Here is a 19,587-nt window from a genome sequence, read left to right on the forward strand (position 1 = left end):
CTATTCGAAAATTTGTACCTGCGGGTAAAACGTGGCCCAAGCAAACCAAAACCCAATAAAAGACTCATAAGTCTCTAATTGCATTCCAACATTTGGTCCTTCTACTATGGTCCCAAATCCATCATATTGATTCCCGAAATCATCAGTAAATAATATAGCTCCCTGATCAGAAATACTGTAAATGGGTTGCTGTCCATCTATTGTGGCCGGCTTAAAGGCCAACATCCAATTTTCATTTTGACTACCTATTATGATTAATCTCTCACCATCAATCTCTGTATCAATTACTGCATTCTCAGTAAATGAATCAAACTGAAATGCAATTACTGACTCATTTTGACCAACTACACCAAGAACTCTTTCTTTGGCATGTAATCTTCCATCTGGATTGCTTATTGGAAAAATCAGATTCTCAGTATTCATATAATCTCCGTATGGATAAAATCCATAAGAACGGTTATGACCTGTCCGACTAGAAGTAATCTTAGTTTCTGGATACCAACGCTTCCATGTTGCCCAAGTAGTCTCCACCAAATGATGCGTTGATGGTCGATTATCAATTTGATCTCCATTCACTCCAATTGTTAACATCTGACTGTAATTGCTGTCGGTACTGCGATCATAAGGGATAAGATTAGATTGATATAGCAATCCAGAAACACCAAATGTGGTAAGCTCCCCATTTACGTGCCTATCCCATCCAATTGCAGTTCCGGTAAGCGGACAATAGGTAATTGCAACAAAGTCGTCACCTATTTGGTCATTGATGATTTCATGCCAATCTAAAATAGGATGAGCATAAGCTCGAATGTCATCACCTCTTTTAATGCCAATTACCAAGTCGTCATCATTGAGATAATCCAGATTACTTCCACCTACAGTCACCATCTCTGGGTCTACTAACGCCGGAATGCCGTCTTTGCCAGGTCCTCCATCTAATACCTCATTCTGAGGTATAGACCACGGTCCTCCAACATTTGCGCCAGCGTCATCATCCTTGCATGAAGCAGTAAGCAGCGCAATAACAATCAAATAGTTTATAATATTTTTCATCTTCTTATGGCTGAAATTGTAAATCATCTTTTCTTCTAATTCTAATTTGAATTCCAGTGTTTATTCTGAAAGTAGGAGCTAATTGAGCCTCGTTAACTTTTGCATATAGAGGCAATTCTACATTTACCTGATATGCTATATTTTGACCCAGCTGCCATGAAAGCCCTGGATTGATAAATAAAAATGTACCGCCAGAACCTGGTGTACCGTTAGAGTCGAATTGATCCCTACCAACATTTCGGAATCGGAACCTTAGGGAAGGGTCTATCAAAAATTTTCCCATCACGATTCGATCCGACGCTCCAACGATAAGCTGTAATTCATCACCAAATTCGTAAGTTGATGATCCGAGATAAGAATTGTTTTTACCCGTCATTCGGAAGATAGAAGTCCCAAATACACTTAATGAAGGTCTCGAGTTCAATCCTTTGCTATAGCTACCATAGAATATTTGATCCCATGATCCACTTCCCGGTTGTAGGTCAGCTCCTAATGGCACTCCGTCTTCTCGTAGCTCGTCGCTTGATCCAAACGGGGCTTTTACTCCATAGCCTAAAGCAAAGCCTTCTAAGATTTTATACTTAATAAGTAATACCGCATCTCCAATGCCTTCAGACTTAGTAAAATTCTCTTGCGATCCTGGATTCTGAATCCTTCTTTCTTGACGAACAAATGAGAAAAATCCATCTACCGAAATTCGTTCATTGATGGAATATCCAAATTCGAGCAGCACTGAATGCGTTAGCCTTTGTCTATAGTCATCATCCAGTTTTGTAGATCCCTGCTTTAAAGTTTTGAGGTTATTAAGGTCGTAACTTAGATTCAATTGAAAGGTGCCAACATCAGTCAATGGCATACCAAGATTTCCAGACATGGGCACTCCACCCGAACAGCATTGAGCATTTAACTCAGCAGCAACTAATGCTAGTAATACGATCGTTATGAACCTCTTCACACAAGTAAAACTACCCTCCTATGCCTCTACATTACTTTGAGCGTGTTGTTTTGACATCATGTGTCGTCAGAAATACACAATATTAAATCGTATTGAAAGATATCTTACCACCTGCTTTTACTTGAGCCAGCTTGCCTAAATCTTCTTTAATTACTTTGGCAATGCGAGGATATCCGCCCGTAGTTTGGCAATCATTCATGAGTACAATGGGTTGTCCGTTTGGTGGTAATTGAATAATTCCTGGCACAACTGCTGAAGATTTGATTTCACGATAGTCGCATTGCAACTCTCCGATCAAACGAATTCCCATTCTATTGCTTGAGGAATCTATTACGAACGTTTTGTTACTAGGAAGCTCCTTAAGATATTCCCATTCTGGTCCTTTCATGATAGTAATCTCCACATCTGGTTCAGGCCGAATTTCTGGATGATCATATTCTTTTTTTGACCTACCGTCACCTTTAGATTCAAGGATATCTCCGGCTTTTAATGGTGCTCCATTAATTCCTCCAAATTTTGCCGGAGGGTAAGTCGAACTGCTATCAAAATCAACTTTAGATTGAATTTTGCCTGCCAAAGCTATGTAGCCATAAACTGCCGCTGGAGTAGAGACTTCCAATTGATCCCCAGGGACCATTTCGAACGACTTATTAGACATCTTCTTACCATTAAGCATAGATTCTGCACCAACAACAGAAACTATTGACTCTTCAAGTGCCTCCATCTTACTACCCATCATGGCAAATTCAATCACTGGAAAATCTTCTTCATTGCCAACAAGTTTATTTGCGAGAATCATCATGTTAATATCCATAGCTCCCGATTGAGGTATTCCGTACCTCCTAACACCAAATCTCCCAAAGTCTTGAATACTGGCAGCTGGTCCGGTTTTAATCACTTTCAACTTCCCCATTCTTCGAATTCTACTTTAGTGATTGGATAAAATTTATACCTGGTACCGACGTCCATTAGCATCGGTGGGCGTTTGTCAACCCTGAAAATATCTATTGGCGTACGGCCTATTATATTCCAGCCTCCAGGACTATCAAGGGAATAAATCCCTGTTTGATCTCCAGCAATTCCAACCGAACCCGCTAATACTTTCTTGCGCGGTTTTTCCAAACGGGGACATTCTAGTTTTTTGTTTAGTCCATCGGCATAAACAAAGCCCGGGGTAAAACCAATAAATAAGCATCTATAGGTGCCTTTCATATGCAATGAAATCAGTTGATCTGCCGAACAGCCTGTGTGTTGTTCAAGCCTCTCCAAATCCAATCCGAAATCATAACAAATTGGTAGTTCAACGATCTCATTAGAAGTATTATCCGATCCAATATGGATAGTGCTATTCTCTAGTAGTTCAAAGAACTCTTCAATATTCAGGGGTGTAAAAACGGCAATGGAATGATAAGTTGGAACTATATCAAATAGCTTCTCTCCTAGTGTCGAGACTATGGTGTGACTGGATTGGTGTATTTTCTCAATTGGAACCTCCTTACTACACTCAAGCAATATCACTTGTTCTCCCAGGTAGGAAACCCTCCAGGATATTCCATTAAACTGCCTTGATTTGAATACCTCTTTTGACAAGATGCTGATTTATCTCTTTTGCTAAAGTTACTGCTCCATCTGTATCTCCGTGCAAGCAAATGGATTGAATATTTAAGTTTATCCAATCATCTGCCATCACCCGACTGTTCAATACCAACTCATCTACCTGATTAAGAACTTCTTTCTGATTTAAAACTGCTCCTTCTTTTGATCTTGATCTTAGTGATCCATTGGCTTCATATTTTCTATCTGCAAATCCTTCGGAAATGAAAGGGAAATCATTCTCTTTAGCCACTTTCTCCGAATCAGAAGTTGCAAGTCCCATCCAGTAAGCAGTCGGTGCTGCCTCCATCATAACATTGAAAATAAGTTTGGATATGAAGTCTTCAGAAGCAGCATGATTGTACAATGCCCCATGAGGTTTTACATGATGCAACTCTAATCCTTCTTCATCACAAATACGCCTTACAAGATTTACTTGTTCAATAAGAGTTTCAGCGAGCTCTTGTGGCTGAATCTGAATAATCTTTCTTCCAAAATTTTCTTTATCTGGATAAGAAGGATGCGCGCCTATTGCTACCCCAAATTTTTTAGCCAACAATACTGTTTTTCGAACCGATGCTTCATTTCCAATATGCCCCCCACAAGCTATGTTACATGATGAAATAAATGGCATAATCTTTTCATCAAGATCTTTATCTGGATGTTCTCCCAAGTCAGCATTAAGGTCAATGTGATGAGCCATCAAATAAAGTTAAAAACGGAATTCAAACTTCGGAAACTGACCACAAGGCTTACCATGATAACAACAAAGGCCAGCATATTTTGCCATGGCTTATTTACATAGTTATCCAGCAACGATTTTTTATTACATAGATGAATGAGGAAGGAAACAATCACTGGAAGCAAAACGCCATTTGCAATTTGTGCAACTTGGATCACCTGAATTGGCTTATATCCAATCAGTGAAAAAATGGTCCCAATCATTAAGATAAAGATCCAAATACTTCTGAATTTCCAACTCGAAGCCTTCTCTTTCCATCCAAAAACACCTCGCGCTGCATATGCTGCTGCCAATGGAGCAGTAATTGACGAAGATATCCCTGCAGCAAACAATCCTATTGCAATGAAATATTTAGCCCAACTACCTAGTAATGGCTCGAGTTGTACAGCCATTTCATTGATACCAGAAACACCTGTTCCATAGATAGTAGCTGCACTCGTAATCACAATTGCCATAGAAATCAATCCTCCCAATCCTATGGCTACAGCATTTTCTTTTCGCAAATCACCTAATTGTTCCTGCTTTTTCCATTTTTTACTTACAGATGATGCATGCAAGAAGAGATTATATGGAACTATAGTAGTACCTATCAACCCCAAAATCGCCAATTGATTTTGATCCGTAATTGATGGAATAAAAAGACCCGAAAAGATCTCAGATAAATCAGGTTTGACAATAAGAGCAGTGATTATAAACACTGTACTCATTACCATCACTAAACCTATTAATACACGTTCAATCAGTTGAAATTTGCCCAAGAAAAGAATAGCAAACGAGACGACGCCAATGAGCATTGCCCAAGGTATTGTATCTCCAAAAATTCCTTCAATTCCTAATGCTGCACCTGAGATATTTCCTGCTTCGTAGGCTGCATTTCCAATAATAATGGCTGTAAATACAAGTATGATAGCTATAGCTCGGACAACAGGATTTTCGATTTGCGCACGAATAGCCTCTCCCAACCCTTTCTGAGTAATCAAACCGAGACGAGCTGTCATTTCTTGAAGTATAATGGTGGAAATAGTAGCAAAAAGGAGTACCCATAAAAGTGTGTATCCAAAATTGGCTCCACTAATTGTACAAACGGTCAAGGTACCAGGGCCTATAAATGCGGCAGTTACAAGCGTACTTGGCCCGAAATATTTTTTTATCCCCTTCATAAATATCCAATATCAGGTGAAAGCGCCACCCTGCTTTTTACAAATTCGCCGGATCCATACCCCACAAGGACTCCATCTTCATTGAAAAGCTCAGATTTTCCCAGAAATGAATAATCTGATGATTCCTCAAGTGTCCCCACGGCTTTTAAAACTCCATTGGAGACTGGTTTTTTGAAATTAATATTAAAAGACTTTGTAAGAACGAAAACGTCAGTAACTGCTGAGTTTACCGCAAAGAATGCTGCATCATCCAATAATTTAAAATATACGGATCCATGCATTGCACCCAGCGCGTGAAAGTACTTTTCAGTTAGTGTTAAACCTATCACTGCGGTACCTTCCTCAATCTTCACCGTCGTTGAATCATAAATCATTCGATTCATATTTGCTGATAGGTACATCCGTTCAAGCTTTTCAAAATGTTCCTTACTCATAAATTCAATCTATTTTGAAATTAAAGGAGACAGCTCCATCTTTTCGAGCACCTACCGGATAACTTCTTTCCATAAACTCAACATTTCCATCGTAATCAATAGTTATCGCCGTAGAGCAGCAAGTGCCGTAATCAGGAGTCCTGATACACATCGCTGATAGTGCTTTTTCGCGTTCATAGTCTAATCCTGTTTCAGGTAGGTCATTGTCTGGGGCTAGCTCATCATCTTGCATTACACGAATAAGGTCTTCAAGAGAAAAGTCAGATGAAATTGCTGCTTCAAAAGCTTTTTTAGACCTGGCAACTTTGGGCCAAGGCGTATCAAGCAGTGCGTTACTAAGACCGTAAACTCCTTCAGATAGCAGGTTTACATTACTATCGTAATTGCTGACATGCGCAAGCTCATCATCCATCACCAACAAATTGAATCCATTGTATTTCGATCCTGTTTCAAACACCTCCCGAGCATATTCTTGAGGAGTCAGATTATTCAAGAGGAAATTAACTGAAAGGTCTCCCCTAGATTGAGCATCCGGATTGATATTTTGAATATCTCGATAGTTAGTAACTGCTGCAAAACGACCATTTTTATTCATTGCCATCCATGTTCCTAAAGCTTGCAGATCTCTCCCACCAATGATTGAAGCGTGATCATTCCACCAGTTTACTTGCGTAGTGGGACGCGCATAAAATTCGTCTCGGTTTGCAGCGAGTATAAACTTATACTTTGGATGTGCTTTATATGCGAATGTGATGAGACACATGGATTATTCTTTCAAATGAATGGTCTAATTTAGGTTTTTCATTCCATTAACATCATTAATGAAGAAAGTTCTTCAATACCTTAAAGATTATCAGAAAGAGCACTTCGAGTGGAAGCTTTATGTATCCATTTTGTTGTTTACCGCTATATGCATAGCGTTAAATTATACATACGACTTTGAAGACAGTGTCATTGATTCTTATAACGGCGAGCCAATAAAATGGCTATGGATGTTTCTCTTCCATGCTACCCCATTTTTTGTTGTATGCCTTATCATATACGCGTTTGGAAAGAAGAAAGAGTGGCTTACTAGCAAAAACTACTGGGTAAAATTAATTGTCGGATTTGGTCTTCTATCGTTAGATCGTTCGTTTTATGGCTTTGCTGAATGGCTAAAATATCTGCCTAAAATGGAATACCATTTTGTGATTAGGTGTGTGAATTGGTCGGCTAGTCTTATCCTCGTAGTAATCCCGATGCTTTTGCTCTATCGATTCTTAGAGAAAGATGAAGATGATAACTTCTACGGGTTGAGTTGGAAAAGATTTGACCCTAAGCCTTACTTAATTCTATTAGGAATCTCTGCGATCTTTATTGGGATTGGGTCTTTCATGGGTGATATTCAAGAATTTTACCCGCGATATCGAGGATCGGGTGCCAACTTATTTTTAAAAGTAAACCCGGACATATCAGAATGGTGGCTAGTCACTATTTATGAATTATGCTATGGAAGTAACTTCATTTCTGTTGAACTGGTGTTTCGCGGATTTTTAATTTTTGCATTCACTCGCACACTTGGCGGTTATGCAGTATTACCTATGGTTGTGACGTATGCTTTCCTACATTTTGGCAAACCGATGGGTGAAACAATCAGCTCCATATTTGGTGGATATTTACTTGGTATTATCTCTTATTACAGTAGAAATATTTGGGGTGGCATTTTCATTCACCTGGGCGTAGCGTGGCTGATGGAATTGTTTGGCTGGATGCAACAGTAGACCTTAAATTTGTTGGAGTTCGGGATGTGGCGCAGCCCGGTTAGCGCACCACTTTAGGGTAGTGGGGGCCGCTGGTTCGAATCCAGTCATCCCGACTATTTTTTGGCGTCTCTCTTAAATGCTAGCTTGTTTTCTTCCGTAGCAGATTCGTCAAAATAATAGCCACCGTAATCAAAGGCTCGTAGGTCCTCAGGATTCGTGATATTGTTTTCAATCATGAAACGAGACATCATCCCTCTGGCTTTTTTAGCATAAAATGAGACTATCTTATACTTCCCATTTTTAAAATCTTTGAATTCCACATCGATGATTCGTGCAGGTGTGTCTTTTTTATCCACCGACTTAAAGTATTCATTGGATGCCAGATTTAGAATGATATCATCCCCCTGAGCTTGTAGGTCTTCAAGCAGCAGGTTTAAAATCTTTTTGTCCCAGTACTCATAGAGCGTCTTATAATCGTCAAAAGCAAGCTTTGTCCCCATCTCAAGTCGATAAGGTTGAATCAAATCTAGTGGTCTTAGCAAGCCGTAAAGTCCTGACAATATTCTGAAGTGCTTTTGCGCAAACTCCATTTTCTTTTCATCAAAAGTTTCAGCTTGCAATCCCTGATAAACATCTCCATTAAATGCCAGAGCTGCTGGTTTCGAATTTGTATCCGTATGTTCAAATTCAAATTCCTTGTAGCGGTGCACATTGAGACCAGCAAGTTGCCTGCTGATACTCATCAGGTCTGAGACTTCATCAACAGATTTTTTTCTCAAAACATGAATAAGCTCTTGTGTACACTCCATCAGCCGAGGTTGTGTGGGGGTTTGCTGATGAGGAGTCTTAAAATCAAGATTTTTTGCGGGAGAAACTACTGCTATCATTTATCTTTCTTTTGTTGAGTTAAATCACGTTACAAAGTAAAAATTTTTAAAGTGATTACCTATGCAATCAGGTGAATTCAAAGCTTTAGTTCAATCGGTAATAGACGAAGATCAAGCTTCAGTTCAATACTATCTTTCGCAAGGCATAGACCCCAATTTTTTACATCCTGAGATTTTAACCACACCATTAGTAGAAGCTTCCAGAAATGGCAATGTGTCTATTTCTGAACTTCTTTTAAATCATGGGGCTGATCCACTTTTGGATTCTCTAATTGGAGAATCTGCTTTAAAAATTGCCAAACAGAATAAGAATAAAGAGTTAATGCAGCTTTTTACTAAAAAGAAGAAATCACCTTTCTCGCTTCATAAGTTTTTCAAAAAACTCAACTAGCGCCAGCTTGCCTTCTTCCCTTATCTCCATCTTCTCAAGTAGCGCAAAAGCTTCATCGTAGTACTCATTCATCTTCTGCTGTGTCAGTTCAAAGATGCCAAGCTCTCCATAAATATTTTTTATAGCATTCACTTTTTCGCTTATATCAAAGTCGCTAGCAGCAATCCATTTATCCATTTCCGCTTTTTGAGAATCATTCGCTAATTCTAAAGCCTTTATTAACAAATAGGTCTTCTTGTTTGATACTATATCGCCACCAACCTGCTTTCCGAATTTTGCCTGGTCCCCATAGACATCCAAAAGATCATCCATTAATTGAAAACCTATTCCCGCCTTTTCACCGATAGTGTTGAGTTGAGTCAGTTGTTCTACATCCATGCCTGCAAGCAATCCTCCATACTCTAAACTAAAGCCCAACAGAACAGCCGTTTTGAGCCTGATCATCTCGATATACTGACCTTCAGTAACCGTTTCATACTCCTCATAATTCATGTCCAGTTGTTGTCCTTCGCAAACTTCTACTGCACACTTATTGAATTTCCTAACAGCTTCCGATAATGAATCATGGGGGCCTTCCAGCAATTGATCATAGGCTTTCACCATCATCGTATCGCCACTTAGAATGGCCACAGTTTGGTTCCATTTTTCATGAACGGTAGGCTGACCTCTTCGTAGCGGAGCCTCATCCATGATATCATCATGCATCAGTGTAAAGTTGTGAAAAACCTCTACCGCAAGTGCTGGTGAGATAATGGATTCGTAATCATCTTTTTTTAACCCATAACCAAGCAATACGAGCATCGGTCGTAATCGCTTTCCTCCCAACGATAAAAGGTATCTGATTGGATCATACAAGTTCTCAGGCTGATTGCCAAGTGGCAAATTAGCAAGGGCTTCTTCTAGCTTTTGGAGTTTCTCTTTCATTCGGTTGCAAGATAAAACCCCTAATCCAATCAGATGTTTTATTCTTCTAACTCCGACTTATTCATCACATCATTTTGATGATCTATTGACTCCTGGTGTATGGCGTTTAGATAACGAATCATAAATTTCTTCGAAAGACCTTGCAATGCTCCGTTCGCCGAAGCTTTTTCAATAATTTCTTCCCATCTGTTTGTTTGTAGGATGGTAACTCCTTTTTCTTTTTTTACTAAGCCAATCTCCTCAGCTACTTTCATACGGTCTCCAAGTAGTTTTAAAAGATCATCATCAATAAGATCAATTTGACTCCTCAGCCTGGAAAGTTTATTCGATAGTTCTTCATCAGGGATGTTCGGTCTTCTGATAACCAAACTATCTAACAGATCACCTAATGCATCAGGTGTAACTTGCTGCGCTTTATCGCTCAGCGCATTGTCTGGATCTATATGAGATTCAATCATCAAACCATCAAAGTCCATATCAAGAGCTTGCTGAGAAACTGAAAGAAGTAGGTCCCTATTTCCACTGATATGACTAGGATCACAAACCAGTGGGAGATCAGGGAATCTGCGTTTCATCTCCACAGGAAGTTGCCATTTAGGCTCGTTGCGATATATGCTTTTTCCGTGTTGGGCAAATCCTCTGTGGATCATTCCTAATTTAGAAATCCCGGCTTGATTCAGACGTTCGAGTGCTCCGGTCCATAATTCAACATCTGCGTTAATGGGATTTTTTACTAAAACTGTAGCATCTGTACCCTTTAATGCATCTGCAATTTCTTGCACAGAAAATGGATTTACCGTGGTTCGAGCACCTATCCATAAGATATCAACATCGTGCTTTAGGGACTCAAATACGTGATTGAAATTGGCAACCTCCACAGCAATGGGTAATCCTGTTTCCTTCCGTGCTCTTACTAGCCATGGCAGAGCTTCTGCTCCCATTCCTTCAAAGCTATTGGGTCGTGTTCGTGGCTTCCAGATTCCAGCTCGAAGCACATTGACTTTATCATATTCTGCTACTTGCTTGCAAGTTGCAAGCACCTGCTCTTCTGACTCAGCGCTACAGGGTCCGGAGATTACTACCGGTTTGTTTTGTGTAAATAATTGGATTGGATTCGTTTTCATGCCTGCTTTTTCTTAATTCGTTTGATTACCTCTTGCCACATTTCTTGAGAGCTGCACAATGAAAGTCTTACAAATGATTTCCCTTCACTGCCAAAAACACTTCCCGGTGGTATAAAGATCCTGTATTTTTCTAATAGATAGTCAGCGTAAGTCTCGCCATCGGAGAAGGTCTCGGGGATCTTAGCCCAAATAAACATTCCTACCTCTTCGCTACGAGATGAGCAGCCAATTAAATCAACTACTTCTTTAGCTAGTTTTTTTCTTATTCTGTACTCATCATTTAATTCTCCGTACCATTCATTTCCCACTTCCAAGGCTGCAATTGCGGATCGCATAACTGGCTTAAATTGACCGGAATCCACATTACTCTTAAAACTTAATACTACTTGTATTAAGTCAGCATTGCCTGCCAAAACACCAACTCTCCAGCCTGCCATATTGTGAGATTTGGAAAGGCTATTCAATTCTAAAATCAGATCATTATTATCTCTTTGCTGAAGCAAGCTTCTTTGCTTCTCCGTCAGAATAAACCCATATGGATTATCATTGATTACGACTATCTGATGTTTTCGAGAAAAAGCTATCAGCCGCTCAAAAAGCTCATCAGTACCATCACTTCCTGTTGGCATATGTGGATAATTAACCCACATTAACTTCACTTTAGACAGATCCATAGCTTCTAATTCTTTAAAATCCGGATGGTAATTATTCGCTTCATTTAGTGAATAATGAATTGCTTCTCCCCCTGCCAAAGTTGTAGCCGAAGAATAGGCAGGGTACCCTGGGTTAGGAATCAAAGCTTGATCCCCCTCATCAAGCAAAGACATACTGATGTGGATAATCCCTTCTTTCGAACCTATGAGTGGGAGTACTTCGTGATCTGGATCCAACGATACATCAAAATAGCTTGAGTACCATTTTGCAAATGCGCTGCGTAAATCCGGGATTCCTTTATAGCTCTGATATTGATGATAATTCGATTCATCAAACCCTTTTACCAGCGTCTCTCTCACTGTATGCGGAGGTGGTAAATCTGGGCTTCCTATTCCTAAATTGAGCACATTTTCGCCTTGTGAATTAAGGACTTCTATATCTCTCAATTTTCTTGAAAAATAATATTCGCCGATTCCAGATAGACGTTTTGATTTAAGTGTATCAACCATGTGTTTCTCCCTTTTTATAAGTTCCTAAAATTTCAAACTGTATAGTCATTCGCTTCATTACTTGTTGCAGGTCAGCTAATTGAGAGGCTTCCTCAATTTCCAGCGTGGCATAAAACCCATACAAAGAATTTTTACTCGGCACTGGGTGAGACTGTAGCTTACCCAAATTGATTCCCAAGCCACTTATGATTGTAAGTGTATTGGCCAATGATCCTGGGTCATTCTTTGTTTGGAAATAGACTGAGACCTTGTTGGGATCTTTAATTTGTTCTCCGCCTTTGTTTCGAAGGACCAAAAATCGGGTATAGTTGAGCAGATTATCTTCTATACCTGATTCGACAATTTCCAGGCCATATTCTTTTGCTGCTTGCTGACTAGCAATTGCCCCAATATTTTGAAGCTGATTGTCTTGGATATACTTAGCACTTCCAGCTGTGTCAAATGCCTCTACGATTTTTACATGGGGGTGATTTTGAAAAAACCCTCCGCATTGTCTAATCGCCATCTGATGAGAATGCGCCTCTTCAATGTCGGCAACATCTGTTCCTGAAAGCGCCAGAAGATTCATTTTTACACGTAGCCCTACTTCACCACAAACCTCAACAGGATTTGATCTCAGCAGTGCATAGTTAGGAATGATGCAGCCTGCCAATGAATTTTCAATTGCCATCAGTGCCACGTCGGCTCGTTTTGATACAACAGCGTCTGCAACATCTGAAAAAGTTTCGCACTCGAATAGCTCAATTTCTTCATTAAAAAAATGAAGTGATGCTTCATGGTGAAAGCTTCCTTTTAATCCTTGAATTGCTACTTTTTTCATAAGCAAAAAAAAAGCCTCCCGATGGGGAGGCTTCTTATTATTTATTCTTTAATACATACTATAGCCACCCCGATTTATCCATCAGATAAAAAAAGAAATAGCTAAAATATGTTTGGGTCGTCATCATTGTTGAGCCAAATGAAAGCGATAATTTTTTAAAAACAAAAAATATTTCTGATTAAAAATCACAACTACCAATCGGTGAACCGTCTGGAGCTTTAATTGTATTTGGCTTTTTGAACTTGCTAGGTGCCTTTAAAAATGAATCAATCTCAGCAATTACAAAGCTGTAGTATGACCCATCATCATTTGTTTTCCTGCTCTTACGACCACTAGCATAAGATTGGATTTCTTTGATTTTGGCAATTGCCTTTGCTCTAACTTCATCGTATGCACGCTCATTCGCTGCTAGACCCATCAAATGACTCAACATTTCCATTTCTACAACTTTCTGTAGCGTTCTGTCAAGTGAATTCGATGAAGGCGACTTCCAAACACTCGCAATTGTTCGATCCAATACTTGATCCACGCCAGGTTGATCGTTGTTTCTGGCTTTAAATGTCAGCAAACGATTGAAGCGATCGGCATTGAATATGAAGCTAAATGGAACACTTGAAGCAGTTTCTACTGCTGCTAAGTAGTCAAAGGCAGGCCCTGTCTTTGACTGAAAAGTCTCCCTAGACCTTGGATATGAGTATGCCCTTGGAGGAATGCTTCCCAAAAGACTTTCTGGGAGTTTTAAATTCTCAACCTTAGTGGCATTTAGAAGCGCATCCAATGCACCAAGTTGTTCTTCTGAAGTAAGCATCTTTGTGACTACTGCAGTTCCTCCTCTTAGTGCATAGCTGTAGTCTAAGCCTGCAATCAGCTTAGAAGCACCGTCAACTTGATATCTATGAAAAAGATACATTGGAACTAAAACTTCCTCTATTGAACTCATAGGCATGTTAGTTCTTATCGCTTTTTCAGAGAAATCGTTGAGGATTTTCCTGCGAATCATCATCATTCTATTCAGTTCATCCGCAGCACTGATCCCATTGTCCCACAAGTGTGCTTTAGGGTGCAATCCACTGGATGGTCGTGCGTCTTGATCAGTAATATATCGTAAACCACTACTAAAAGCGTCATCTAAAATTTTGGCAAGCTTTTCCGAATTTTCTCCTTCTGGAAAATCGCTATATCCATAAGTAATTGTCACCTTATCCCAAGCTCCTATTTTATCATCATAAGCTTCGCTTAAGTCAATATTTCCTTGATCATCCATCTTCACGTATGGATGTGGATAATCCATGACGGAAGCTCTATCATTGACGCTGGCAGCAAAATTGTGTGCTAATCCAAGTGTGTGGCCAACCTCATGGGCAGAAAGTTGTCTTAATCTTGCCAGCGCCATTTCAGTCATTGCATTCGGACGCTCATCGCCATTTTCATATGGTTGCAATAAGCCGGTGGCAATAAGAAAATCCTGCCTCACACGAAGTGATCCAAGGCTTACATGACCCTTAATCATTTCGCCTGTTCTTGGATCCGTAATACCACTTCCATAGCTCCACCCTCGTGTAGATCTATGCACCCATTGAATAACATTGTATCTCACATCTAGTGGGTGCGCCCCCTCCGGCATCACTTTCACTTGAAAGGCATCTTTATATCCTGCAGCTTCAAATGCCTGATTCCACCAGCTTGCTCCTTCAATCAATGCTGATCGAACCGGCTCCGGTGCACCTCTATCGACATAATATATGATCGGTTCAACAGCCTCACTTACTGCCGCATTAGGATCCTTCTTTTTCAATCTGTGACGAACTATGAATCTCTTTACGAGCTGATCTTCAATTGGAGTGGCATAGTCTTGATAGGAAATGTTAAAATATCCTGAACGTGGATCGAGTAGTCGTGGAGTATAATCATCATCCGGAAGTTCAATGAAACTGTGGTGTGTTCGTACGGTTACGGCATCTGGAGTAGGCGTAACAGACCTGAGCCACCATCCCGTAGCATTTCCGCTAAAAGTCAGGATCGATTCAAATTCAGTGTTTTTGGGAAAATTAAAAGTACCATCCATGTATATGGCTGATCTAGATTTATCTACAGAAAAATTTCCTTGGTTGGATCCTCTCAATCGACCGCTTACCCCATGTGAGTCTCTAAGCAGAAAGTCAGTAATGTCAATGAGATAGGATGAGCTATTCTTGGTTTTAATTTCAAACCCGCCTATAACTGAGCTTGCAAATGCTTCGGCTACTGATTTAACCTCATCTTGATTGTCGCTGATGGCGCGGTAATCATAGTTTGGCTGAATAAGTAAAAGCTTATTGCCATGCTTTTCAAATTTAACAACGCGTTCACCTCCCAGCTGGCCCCTATCTAATCCAATGTCGTTAGAGCCAATCCCCGCTGCCAAGGAATTCACGTATAAAAATTCTTCACCTATTTTATCGACCTCCAGAAACATGCGACCAACCTCCTCGTCATAATAAAAGTTGAAATATCCTTCTTGCTTGTTCATGCTTGATGTAAAAGCTCCCAAGTCATCAGTATTAGAAGTCGTCGAAGTTGATGTTGAAGTATTAGTAGTTTGGCAACTTGCCAAAATCAACATGAGTAATACAATCTTCCAGTTTTTCATAGGTATGATATTTTTTATTCCTTCTCAGAAGTCCTCATTCTAATATGGATCTTTTGATTCATTATATTTAATGGGAAAACCTCCAAAAAAACAGACCTTAATTTAAATCATTGGTAACGACTATCATCATAGTGATTCTATCAATCTACATTATTACCAATGTGGCGGCGTATTTCTTACAAGAGAGGTTTCTATTTAAGCCTGAAAAACTACCTGCTGATTTCGAATTTAAATACCCAAATCAAAAAAGTGAGGAACACAATCTTTATATAGGAGATGATGTCAGGATCAATGGAGTTCATTTTAGTATCCCAAAACCAAAAGGTATTGTACTCTACTTAAAAGGAAACTCTCGTTCGATAAAAGGTTGGGGAAAATTTGCTGTCGACTTCACAAGATTGGGTTTTGATGTGGCCATGGTTGACTATAGAGGTTTTGGTAAGAGTAAGGGGCTCAGGAGGTCTGAGGAAATCATTAAAAATGATATGCAGCGTGTATACGATATATTAAAGAGCCGTGTCGATGAAAAATATATTACTATTTACGGTCGCTCTATGGGTTCTGGATTCGCAGCAAAACTTGCGAGCAATAACAACCCGAGGATGCTCATTTTAGAATCCCCCTACTACAGCATGACAAAAATGGCCAAGCGCTATATTCCATTTATGCCGGCATCCTTAATCTTGAAATATCCATTAAGAACTTACAAATGGATCAAATATGTAACATGTCCAATAAAAATTATACATGGCACCAAAGACAAGTTGATCCCCTATAAATCCAGCCTTGCCTTATCTAATATTAATCCCAAAGTGACACGACTTTACTCTGTTATTGGGGGTGGTCATAACGATTTATATACACATGAAGAATACCACCGGATGCTCGAAGAAATTATAGATTCTGAGGAGCTAAAACCCATAAATCCAGAGGAAACAAGTCTTTCTTTTAAAAGAAAGCATTGAAAAAATTATAGGGACAGATGCTGAACACGCTAAAATTATTACTCATAATTCTGCTTGGTCTATACCTGACTTTTGGAGTCATAATTTATGCGCTTCAGGAGCGCCTTATCTTTTTACCTGAGGATCTCCCAATGGATTACAAGTATTCTTTCAAAGCCGATTTTGATGAACACTTTATCACTATGGATGATGGTGCGGAGATAAACGGGTTACATTTTACCCAAAAAGACTCAAAAGGTCTGATCCTCTATTTTCATGGAAATGCCGGGAATCTTGCGCGTTGGGGAGAAATCGTCTACCCGTTTGTCGAGCTTGGGTATGAAGTATTCATCGTCGACTATCGCGGATATGGAAAGAGCAGTGGAAAAAAAAGTCAAAAAGCTATGCTAAAAGATGCTGATTCGATCTACAAATACGCAACTCAGATTGCTGATGAAGACAGTATCGTACTATTCGGTCGATCAATTGGATCATCCTTTGCATGCTACCTGGCGGGCAAAAACAACCCATCAAAATTGATTTTAGAGACACCATTCCACAGCCTTAAAGACGTCGCCAGGGACATCATTCCAATTTATCCAACCAACCTATTATTGCGGTATGATTTCGATAATGAGCAGTCACTTTCTACAGCATCATCTCCTATATATATTTTCCACGGTACTGATGACGAAGTAGTCGATTATTCTTCTGGAAAAAAGTTGTTAGAAAGTTTAGAAAATAAGCCGTCAGAATTCTATACGATTGAAGGGGGACATCATAACGATCTTTCCAATTTTCCAGCATACTGGGAATCAATGAAGCAAGTACTTGCAAAATGAGCGAATCTCTATATTTCATTGCGATCTTACCTCCTCAAGAAATTCAAGATGAGATATCTTCCTTTAAAAAAGAAATTGCTCAAAAATTTGACAGTAGGCATGCACTAAATTCTCCTCCACATATCACGTTGCACATGCCTTTTAAATGGAAGGATAAAAAATTTGAACAGTTGCAAGAGGTGATCAGATCGCTAAATGATCGTCTTGTTCCATTCAAAATTGAACTAAATGATTTCGACTTTTTTGAGCCTCGAGTAGTTTTTGTAAATGTGATTGGCACAGAAGAGTTAGACAACCTTCAAAAGACTGTCATAACTGCATGTAGAAAAGAATTGAAGCTGGACAATGGAAATTATAAAGACCGCCCATTTCACCCGCATGTCACTGTTGGTTTCCGCGATTTAAAGAAAGCAAGGTTTTATGAAGCCAAAAGTGAATTTGAAAATCGAAAAGTCTTCTATGAATTCATGACTTCAGAAATCACTTTACTTAAGCACGATGGTAAGCAATGGAAAGTGGTATGATTTTTTTATGATTGTGGCATGAAAAAGTCAATAGCCTTATTGATAGGATTGGTCCTTTCTTTAAGTATGCATGCTCAGACCGATACACTTGTATTGGAAAATGAAGATCCGGTATTTACCAAAGTAGATGAGCCGGCAACATTCCCTGGAGGTACAGAGGCAATGTACCAATTCTTGGCTAAGCACCTAAAATACCCAAAGGAAGCTCAGCGGATGGGCTTACAAGGGCGTGTATTTGTACAATTTATTATTGAGAAAGATGGATCCATTACGAATGCAAAAGTTGTAAGAGGTGTCGGCGCTGGATGCGACGAGGAAGCACTAAGAGTTATTAACCTAATGCCTAAGTGGATACCTGCTAAGCAAAACGGTGGAGTTGTGAGACAAATTCAAGTTAAAAACATTGTATTTCAACTTGCTAATTCTAAACCTGTGGGATATGCAGGAACTGCCTTTAAAAACGATACGCTAGGCTACTATGCAGCACCTGAACATTTTGAAAGACCCAACACAATAGGTGTACTTCAATTTGATACCAGTAATTATTCATTCAATATTGAAATTGATACCACATTATATTTTGCCAAACCTGAAAAAAGCTTCAATCAATTCTTCATGTCATATTGGGAAGCCATTTTAAGTGATCAATCCTATCACTATACGGATACTGAAATTTCTATTGGATTTGATGTACTTGAAAGTGGAGAAATCACCAATTTCTGGCTAGGAAAAGATTCAAATCCTAATGATACAGCAATCGTCAGAGCACTTATGAATATGCAGGCATGGAAGCCGGCCTACAGGCTTGGCAAAGCAACAAAGCAAAAAATGATTTTGGAAGTAATTTCATATGTGGGTACAGTATACGATTCTGTTGATATTCCTGCTTCAGAACCAGAAAACTACTGGGAGTTTATCAAGAATAATCTAAGGTATCCGAGGTCTGCTCGATTAAAAGGAGTTGAATGCCTGGTTGATATAGAATTTATTGTAGAGAAAACTGGTAAGATTACCAATATTAAGCTAGTCAGAGACAATGGCTATGGATGCGGAGAAGAAGTAGTAAGATTGTTCACTACAATGCCGAAATGGACTCCGGGATTTCATAATGGTGAGAAGGTAGGACAACGGGTGAAGCACCGGTTTCCAGTGAAGCTCAATTAATAACCAAGCCAGTTTTAGTAGCTCGATGCAAGAAAATGTTGAAGTAAATAATCATTAAATTGATAGAATGAAAAAGACATTGATATTGCTACTATTAATAACTACATCTCATTTATACGGTCAAGAATTGGCTTATAATTCGATCGATATTGATAAGATCCATACAAGGGTAGATGAACCAGCAAAACATCCAGAAGGGATTGTGAAAATGTGGGATCGAATATTAAAGGATCTAAAATATCCTGAAGAAGCAGCAAAAAATGGGATAAAAGGACGTGTATTTGTCACATTCGTTGTTGAGAAAGACGGTAGTTTTTCCAACATCCAAGTTGCAAAAAGTATTGGCTTTGGGTGTGATGAAGAAGCAGTTAGAATAGTAGAGAGTCTACCCAATTGGGATCCAGCTAAGATTGATGGGAAGGTTGTCAGACAAAAAACTGCTATGAACTTTCTATTTCCACCATCTGTGTCTAAATAAGAGGAAAGGTGTTAAAAT

General features: G+C 39.4%; 21 protein-coding genes and 1 tRNA gene. 8 read left to right on the plus strand and 14 right to left on the minus strand.

The window, feature by feature from the left end; genetic code table 11:
* From ACY650_RS07820 to ACY650_RS07855, 8 genes are all read right to left on the minus strand, one after another.
* Complete coding sequence (locus ACY650_RS07820) at positions 1 to 1,053, minus strand: DUF3179 domain-containing protein (protein WP_462253445.1); 1,053 nt, start codon at positions 1,051 to 1,053, stop codon at positions 1 to 3.
* Positions 1,054 to 1,057: 4 nt separating this feature from the next.
* Positions 1,058 to 2,008, minus strand: coding sequence for a transporter family protein (locus ACY650_RS07825; RefSeq protein WP_462253447.1), 951 nt, complete (start codon positions 2,006 to 2,008; stop codon positions 1,058 to 1,060).
* A gap of 82 nt (positions 2,009 to 2,090) precedes the next feature.
* The gene (locus ACY650_RS07830) at positions 2,091 to 2,921 is read right to left on the minus strand and encodes a 5-oxoprolinase subunit C family protein (protein WP_462253449.1); all 831 of its coding nucleotides are present in this window, start codon (positions 2,919 to 2,921) and stop codon (positions 2,091 to 2,093) included.
* On the minus strand, positions 2,909 to 3,598 hold the full coding sequence (locus tag ACY650_RS07835) for a 5-oxoprolinase subunit B family protein (RefSeq protein ID WP_462253451.1): 690 nt from the start codon (positions 3,596 to 3,598) through the stop codon (positions 2,909 to 2,911). The genes ACY650_RS07830 and ACY650_RS07835 overlap by 13 nt, the downstream gene beginning before the upstream one ends.
* Positions 3,564 to 4,304, minus strand: a complete 741-nt coding sequence (pxpA, locus tag ACY650_RS07840; RefSeq protein ID WP_462253453.1) for a 5-oxoprolinase subunit PxpA — start codon at positions 4,302 to 4,304, stop codon at positions 3,564 to 3,566. Before pxpA ends, ACY650_RS07835 begins: the two co-directional genes overlap by 35 nt.
* Positions 4,304 to 5,503, minus strand: a complete 1,200-nt coding sequence (locus ACY650_RS07845) for an Nramp family divalent metal transporter (RefSeq protein WP_462253455.1) — start codon at positions 5,501 to 5,503, stop codon at positions 4,304 to 4,306. The genes pxpA and ACY650_RS07845 overlap by 1 nt, the downstream gene beginning before the upstream one ends.
* Complete coding sequence (locus ACY650_RS07850; RefSeq protein WP_462253458.1) at positions 5,500 to 5,937, minus strand: PaaI family thioesterase; 438 nt, start codon at positions 5,935 to 5,937, stop codon at positions 5,500 to 5,502. The genes ACY650_RS07845 and ACY650_RS07850 overlap by 4 nt, the downstream gene beginning before the upstream one ends.
* Positions 5,938 to 5,941: 4 nt before the next feature.
* Positions 5,942 to 6,700: an NRDE family protein gene (locus ACY650_RS07855; RefSeq protein ID WP_462253460.1), complete on the minus strand. Its 759-nt coding sequence runs from the start codon at positions 6,698 to 6,700 to the stop codon at positions 5,942 to 5,944.
* 58 nt (positions 6,701 to 6,758) lie between these two features.
* Between ACY650_RS07855 and ACY650_RS07860 the strand changes: the two genes are divergently transcribed.
* Together ACY650_RS07860 and ACY650_RS07865 are read left to right on the plus strand one after the other, a co-directional pair.
* Positions 6,759 to 7,697: a CPBP family intramembrane glutamic endopeptidase gene (locus ACY650_RS07860; RefSeq protein ID WP_462253462.1), complete on the plus strand. Its 939-nt coding sequence runs from the start codon at positions 6,759 to 6,761 to the stop codon at positions 7,695 to 7,697.
* A 20-nt stretch (positions 7,698 to 7,717) separates the two neighbouring features.
* Positions 7,718 to 7,792 (plus strand) — tRNA-Pro (locus tag ACY650_RS07865).
* Here ACY650_RS07865 and yaaA read toward each other — a convergent pair.
* Positions 7,793 to 8,566: a peroxide stress protein YaaA gene (yaaA, locus tag ACY650_RS07870; RefSeq protein ID WP_462253464.1), complete on the minus strand. Its 774-nt coding sequence runs from the start codon at positions 8,564 to 8,566 to the stop codon at positions 7,793 to 7,795.
* A 61-nt stretch (positions 8,567 to 8,627) separates the two neighbouring features.
* Between yaaA and ACY650_RS07875 the strand changes: the two genes are divergently transcribed.
* Positions 8,628 to 8,957, plus strand: a complete 330-nt coding sequence (locus ACY650_RS07875; RefSeq protein WP_462253466.1) for an ankyrin repeat domain-containing protein — start codon at positions 8,628 to 8,630, stop codon at positions 8,955 to 8,957.
* On the opposite strand, the gene ACY650_RS07880 is transcribed toward ACY650_RS07875, so the two are convergent.
* The 5 genes from ACY650_RS07880 to ACY650_RS07900 form a co-directional block, all read right to left on the minus strand.
* Positions 8,916 to 9,881 carry a polyprenyl synthetase family protein gene (locus ACY650_RS07880; protein ID WP_462253468.1) on the minus strand — a complete coding sequence of 322 codons (966 nt, stop codon included), beginning with the start codon at positions 9,879 to 9,881 and terminating at the stop codon, positions 8,916 to 8,918. The two genes, ACY650_RS07875 and ACY650_RS07880, sit on opposite strands and share 42 nt — an antisense overlap.
* A gap of 38 nt (positions 9,882 to 9,919) precedes the next feature.
* Positions 9,920 to 11,005, minus strand: a complete 1,086-nt coding sequence (locus ACY650_RS07885) for a chorismate mutase (RefSeq protein ID WP_462253470.1) — start codon at positions 11,003 to 11,005, stop codon at positions 9,920 to 9,922.
* The gene (locus tag ACY650_RS07890; RefSeq protein ID WP_462253472.1) at positions 11,002 to 12,168 is read right to left on the minus strand and encodes a pyridoxal phosphate-dependent aminotransferase; all 1,167 of its coding nucleotides are present in this window, start codon (positions 12,166 to 12,168) and stop codon (positions 11,002 to 11,004) included. Before ACY650_RS07890 ends, ACY650_RS07885 begins: the two co-directional genes overlap by 4 nt.
* A complete protein-coding gene (locus ACY650_RS07895; protein WP_462253474.1) occupies positions 12,161 to 12,988 on the minus strand; it encodes a prephenate dehydratase in 828 nt (275 codons plus the stop codon). Before ACY650_RS07895 ends, ACY650_RS07890 begins: the two co-directional genes overlap by 8 nt.
* 178 nt (positions 12,989 to 13,166) lie before the next feature.
* The gene (locus ACY650_RS07900; RefSeq protein WP_462253476.1) at positions 13,167 to 15,617 is read right to left on the minus strand and encodes a zinc-dependent metalloprotease; all 2,451 of its coding nucleotides are present in this window, start codon (positions 15,615 to 15,617) and stop codon (positions 13,167 to 13,169) included.
* Positions 15,618 to 15,727: 110 nt separating this feature from the next.
* Between ACY650_RS07900 and ACY650_RS07905 the strand changes: the two genes are divergently transcribed.
* The 5 genes from ACY650_RS07905 to ACY650_RS07925 all read left to right on the plus strand — a co-directional run bounded on the left by ACY650_RS07905 (position 15,728) and on the right by ACY650_RS07925 (position 19,569).
* Positions 15,728 to 16,582, plus strand: coding sequence for an alpha/beta hydrolase (locus ACY650_RS07905; protein ID WP_462253478.1), 855 nt, complete (start codon positions 15,728 to 15,730; stop codon positions 16,580 to 16,582).
* Positions 16,583 to 16,599: 17 nt separating this feature from the next.
* Positions 16,600 to 17,403, plus strand: coding sequence for an alpha/beta hydrolase (locus ACY650_RS07910; RefSeq protein ID WP_462253480.1), 804 nt, complete (start codon positions 16,600 to 16,602; stop codon positions 17,401 to 17,403).
* The gene (gene thpR, locus ACY650_RS07915) at positions 17,400 to 17,927 is read left to right on the plus strand and encodes an RNA 2',3'-cyclic phosphodiesterase (RefSeq protein ID WP_462253482.1); all 528 of its coding nucleotides are present in this window, start codon (positions 17,400 to 17,402) and stop codon (positions 17,925 to 17,927) included. The genes ACY650_RS07910 and thpR overlap by 4 nt, the downstream gene beginning before the upstream one ends.
* Positions 17,928 to 17,945: 18 nt before the next feature.
* A complete protein-coding gene (locus tag ACY650_RS07920; RefSeq protein ID WP_462253484.1) occupies positions 17,946 to 19,091 on the plus strand; it encodes a TonB family protein in 1,146 nt (381 codons plus the stop codon).
* Positions 19,092 to 19,158: 67 nt separating this feature from the next.
* Positions 19,159 to 19,569 carry an energy transducer TonB gene (locus ACY650_RS07925; protein ID WP_462253486.1) on the plus strand — a complete coding sequence of 137 codons (411 nt, stop codon included), beginning with the start codon at positions 19,159 to 19,161 and terminating at the stop codon, positions 19,567 to 19,569.
* Positions 19,570 to 19,587 lie beyond the last annotated feature (18 nt).

It is taken from the genome of Ekhidna sp., assembly GCF_963691765.1.
In the GTDB taxonomy this organism is placed as follows: Bacteria; Bacteroidota; Bacteroidia; order Cytophagales; family Cyclobacteriaceae; genus Ekhidna.

Bases quoted from the DNA above. Each gene is read 5' to 3' on its own strand.
- ACY650_RS07850 (WP_462253458.1), bottom strand. From the start codon at position 5,937: ATGAGTAAGGAACATTTTGAAAAGCTTGAACGGATGTACCTATCAGCA.
- ACY650_RS07875 (WP_462253466.1), top strand. From the start codon at position 8,628: ATGCAATCAGGTGAATTCAAAGCTTTAGTTCAATCGGTAATAGACGAA.
- ACY650_RS07820 (WP_462253445.1), bottom strand. From the start codon at position 1,053: ATGAAAAATATTATAAACTATTTGATTGTTATTGCGCTGCTTACTGCT.
- ACY650_RS07830 (WP_462253449.1), bottom strand. From the start codon at position 2,921: ATGGGGAAGTTGAAAGTGATTAAAACCGGACCAGCTGCCAGTATTCAA.
- ACY650_RS07855 (WP_462253460.1), bottom strand. From the start codon at position 6,700: ATGTGTCTCATCACATTCGCATATAAAGCACATCCAAAGTATAAGTTT.
- yaaA (WP_462253464.1), bottom strand. From the start codon at position 8,566: ATGATAGCAGTAGTTTCTCCCGCAAAAAATCTTGATTTTAAGACTCCT.
- ACY650_RS07910 (WP_462253480.1), top strand. From the start codon at position 16,600: ATGCTGAACACGCTAAAATTATTACTCATAATTCTGCTTGGTCTATAC.
- ACY650_RS07885 (WP_462253470.1), bottom strand. From the start codon at position 11,005: ATGAAAACGAATCCAATCCAATTATTTACACAAAACAAACCGGTAGTA.
- ACY650_RS07900 (WP_462253476.1), bottom strand. From the start codon at position 15,617: ATGAAAAACTGGAAGATTGTATTACTCATGTTGATTTTGGCAAGTTGC.
- pxpA (WP_462253453.1), bottom strand. From the start codon at position 4,304: ATGGCTCATCACATTGACCTTAATGCTGACTTGGGAGAACATCCAGAT.
- ACY650_RS07890 (WP_462253472.1), bottom strand. From the start codon at position 12,168: ATGGTTGATACACTTAAATCAAAACGTCTATCTGGAATCGGCGAATAT.
- thpR (WP_462253482.1), top strand. From the start codon at position 17,400: ATGAGCGAATCTCTATATTTCATTGCGATCTTACCTCCTCAAGAAATT.
- ACY650_RS07880 (WP_462253468.1), bottom strand. From the start codon at position 9,881: ATGAAAGAGAAACTCCAAAAGCTAGAAGAAGCCCTTGCTAATTTGCCA.
- ACY650_RS07925 (WP_462253486.1), top strand. From the start codon at position 19,159: ATGAAAAAGACATTGATATTGCTACTATTAATAACTACATCTCATTTA.
- ACY650_RS07860 (WP_462253462.1), top strand. From the start codon at position 6,759: ATGAAGAAAGTTCTTCAATACCTTAAAGATTATCAGAAAGAGCACTTC.
- ACY650_RS07895 (WP_462253474.1), bottom strand. From the start codon at position 12,988: ATGAAAAAAGTAGCAATTCAAGGATTAAAAGGAAGCTTTCACCATGAA.
- ACY650_RS07845 (WP_462253455.1), bottom strand. From the start codon at position 5,503: ATGAAGGGGATAAAAAAATATTTCGGGCCAAGTACGCTTGTAACTGCC.
- ACY650_RS07920 (WP_462253484.1), top strand. From the start codon at position 17,946: ATGAAAAAGTCAATAGCCTTATTGATAGGATTGGTCCTTTCTTTAAGT.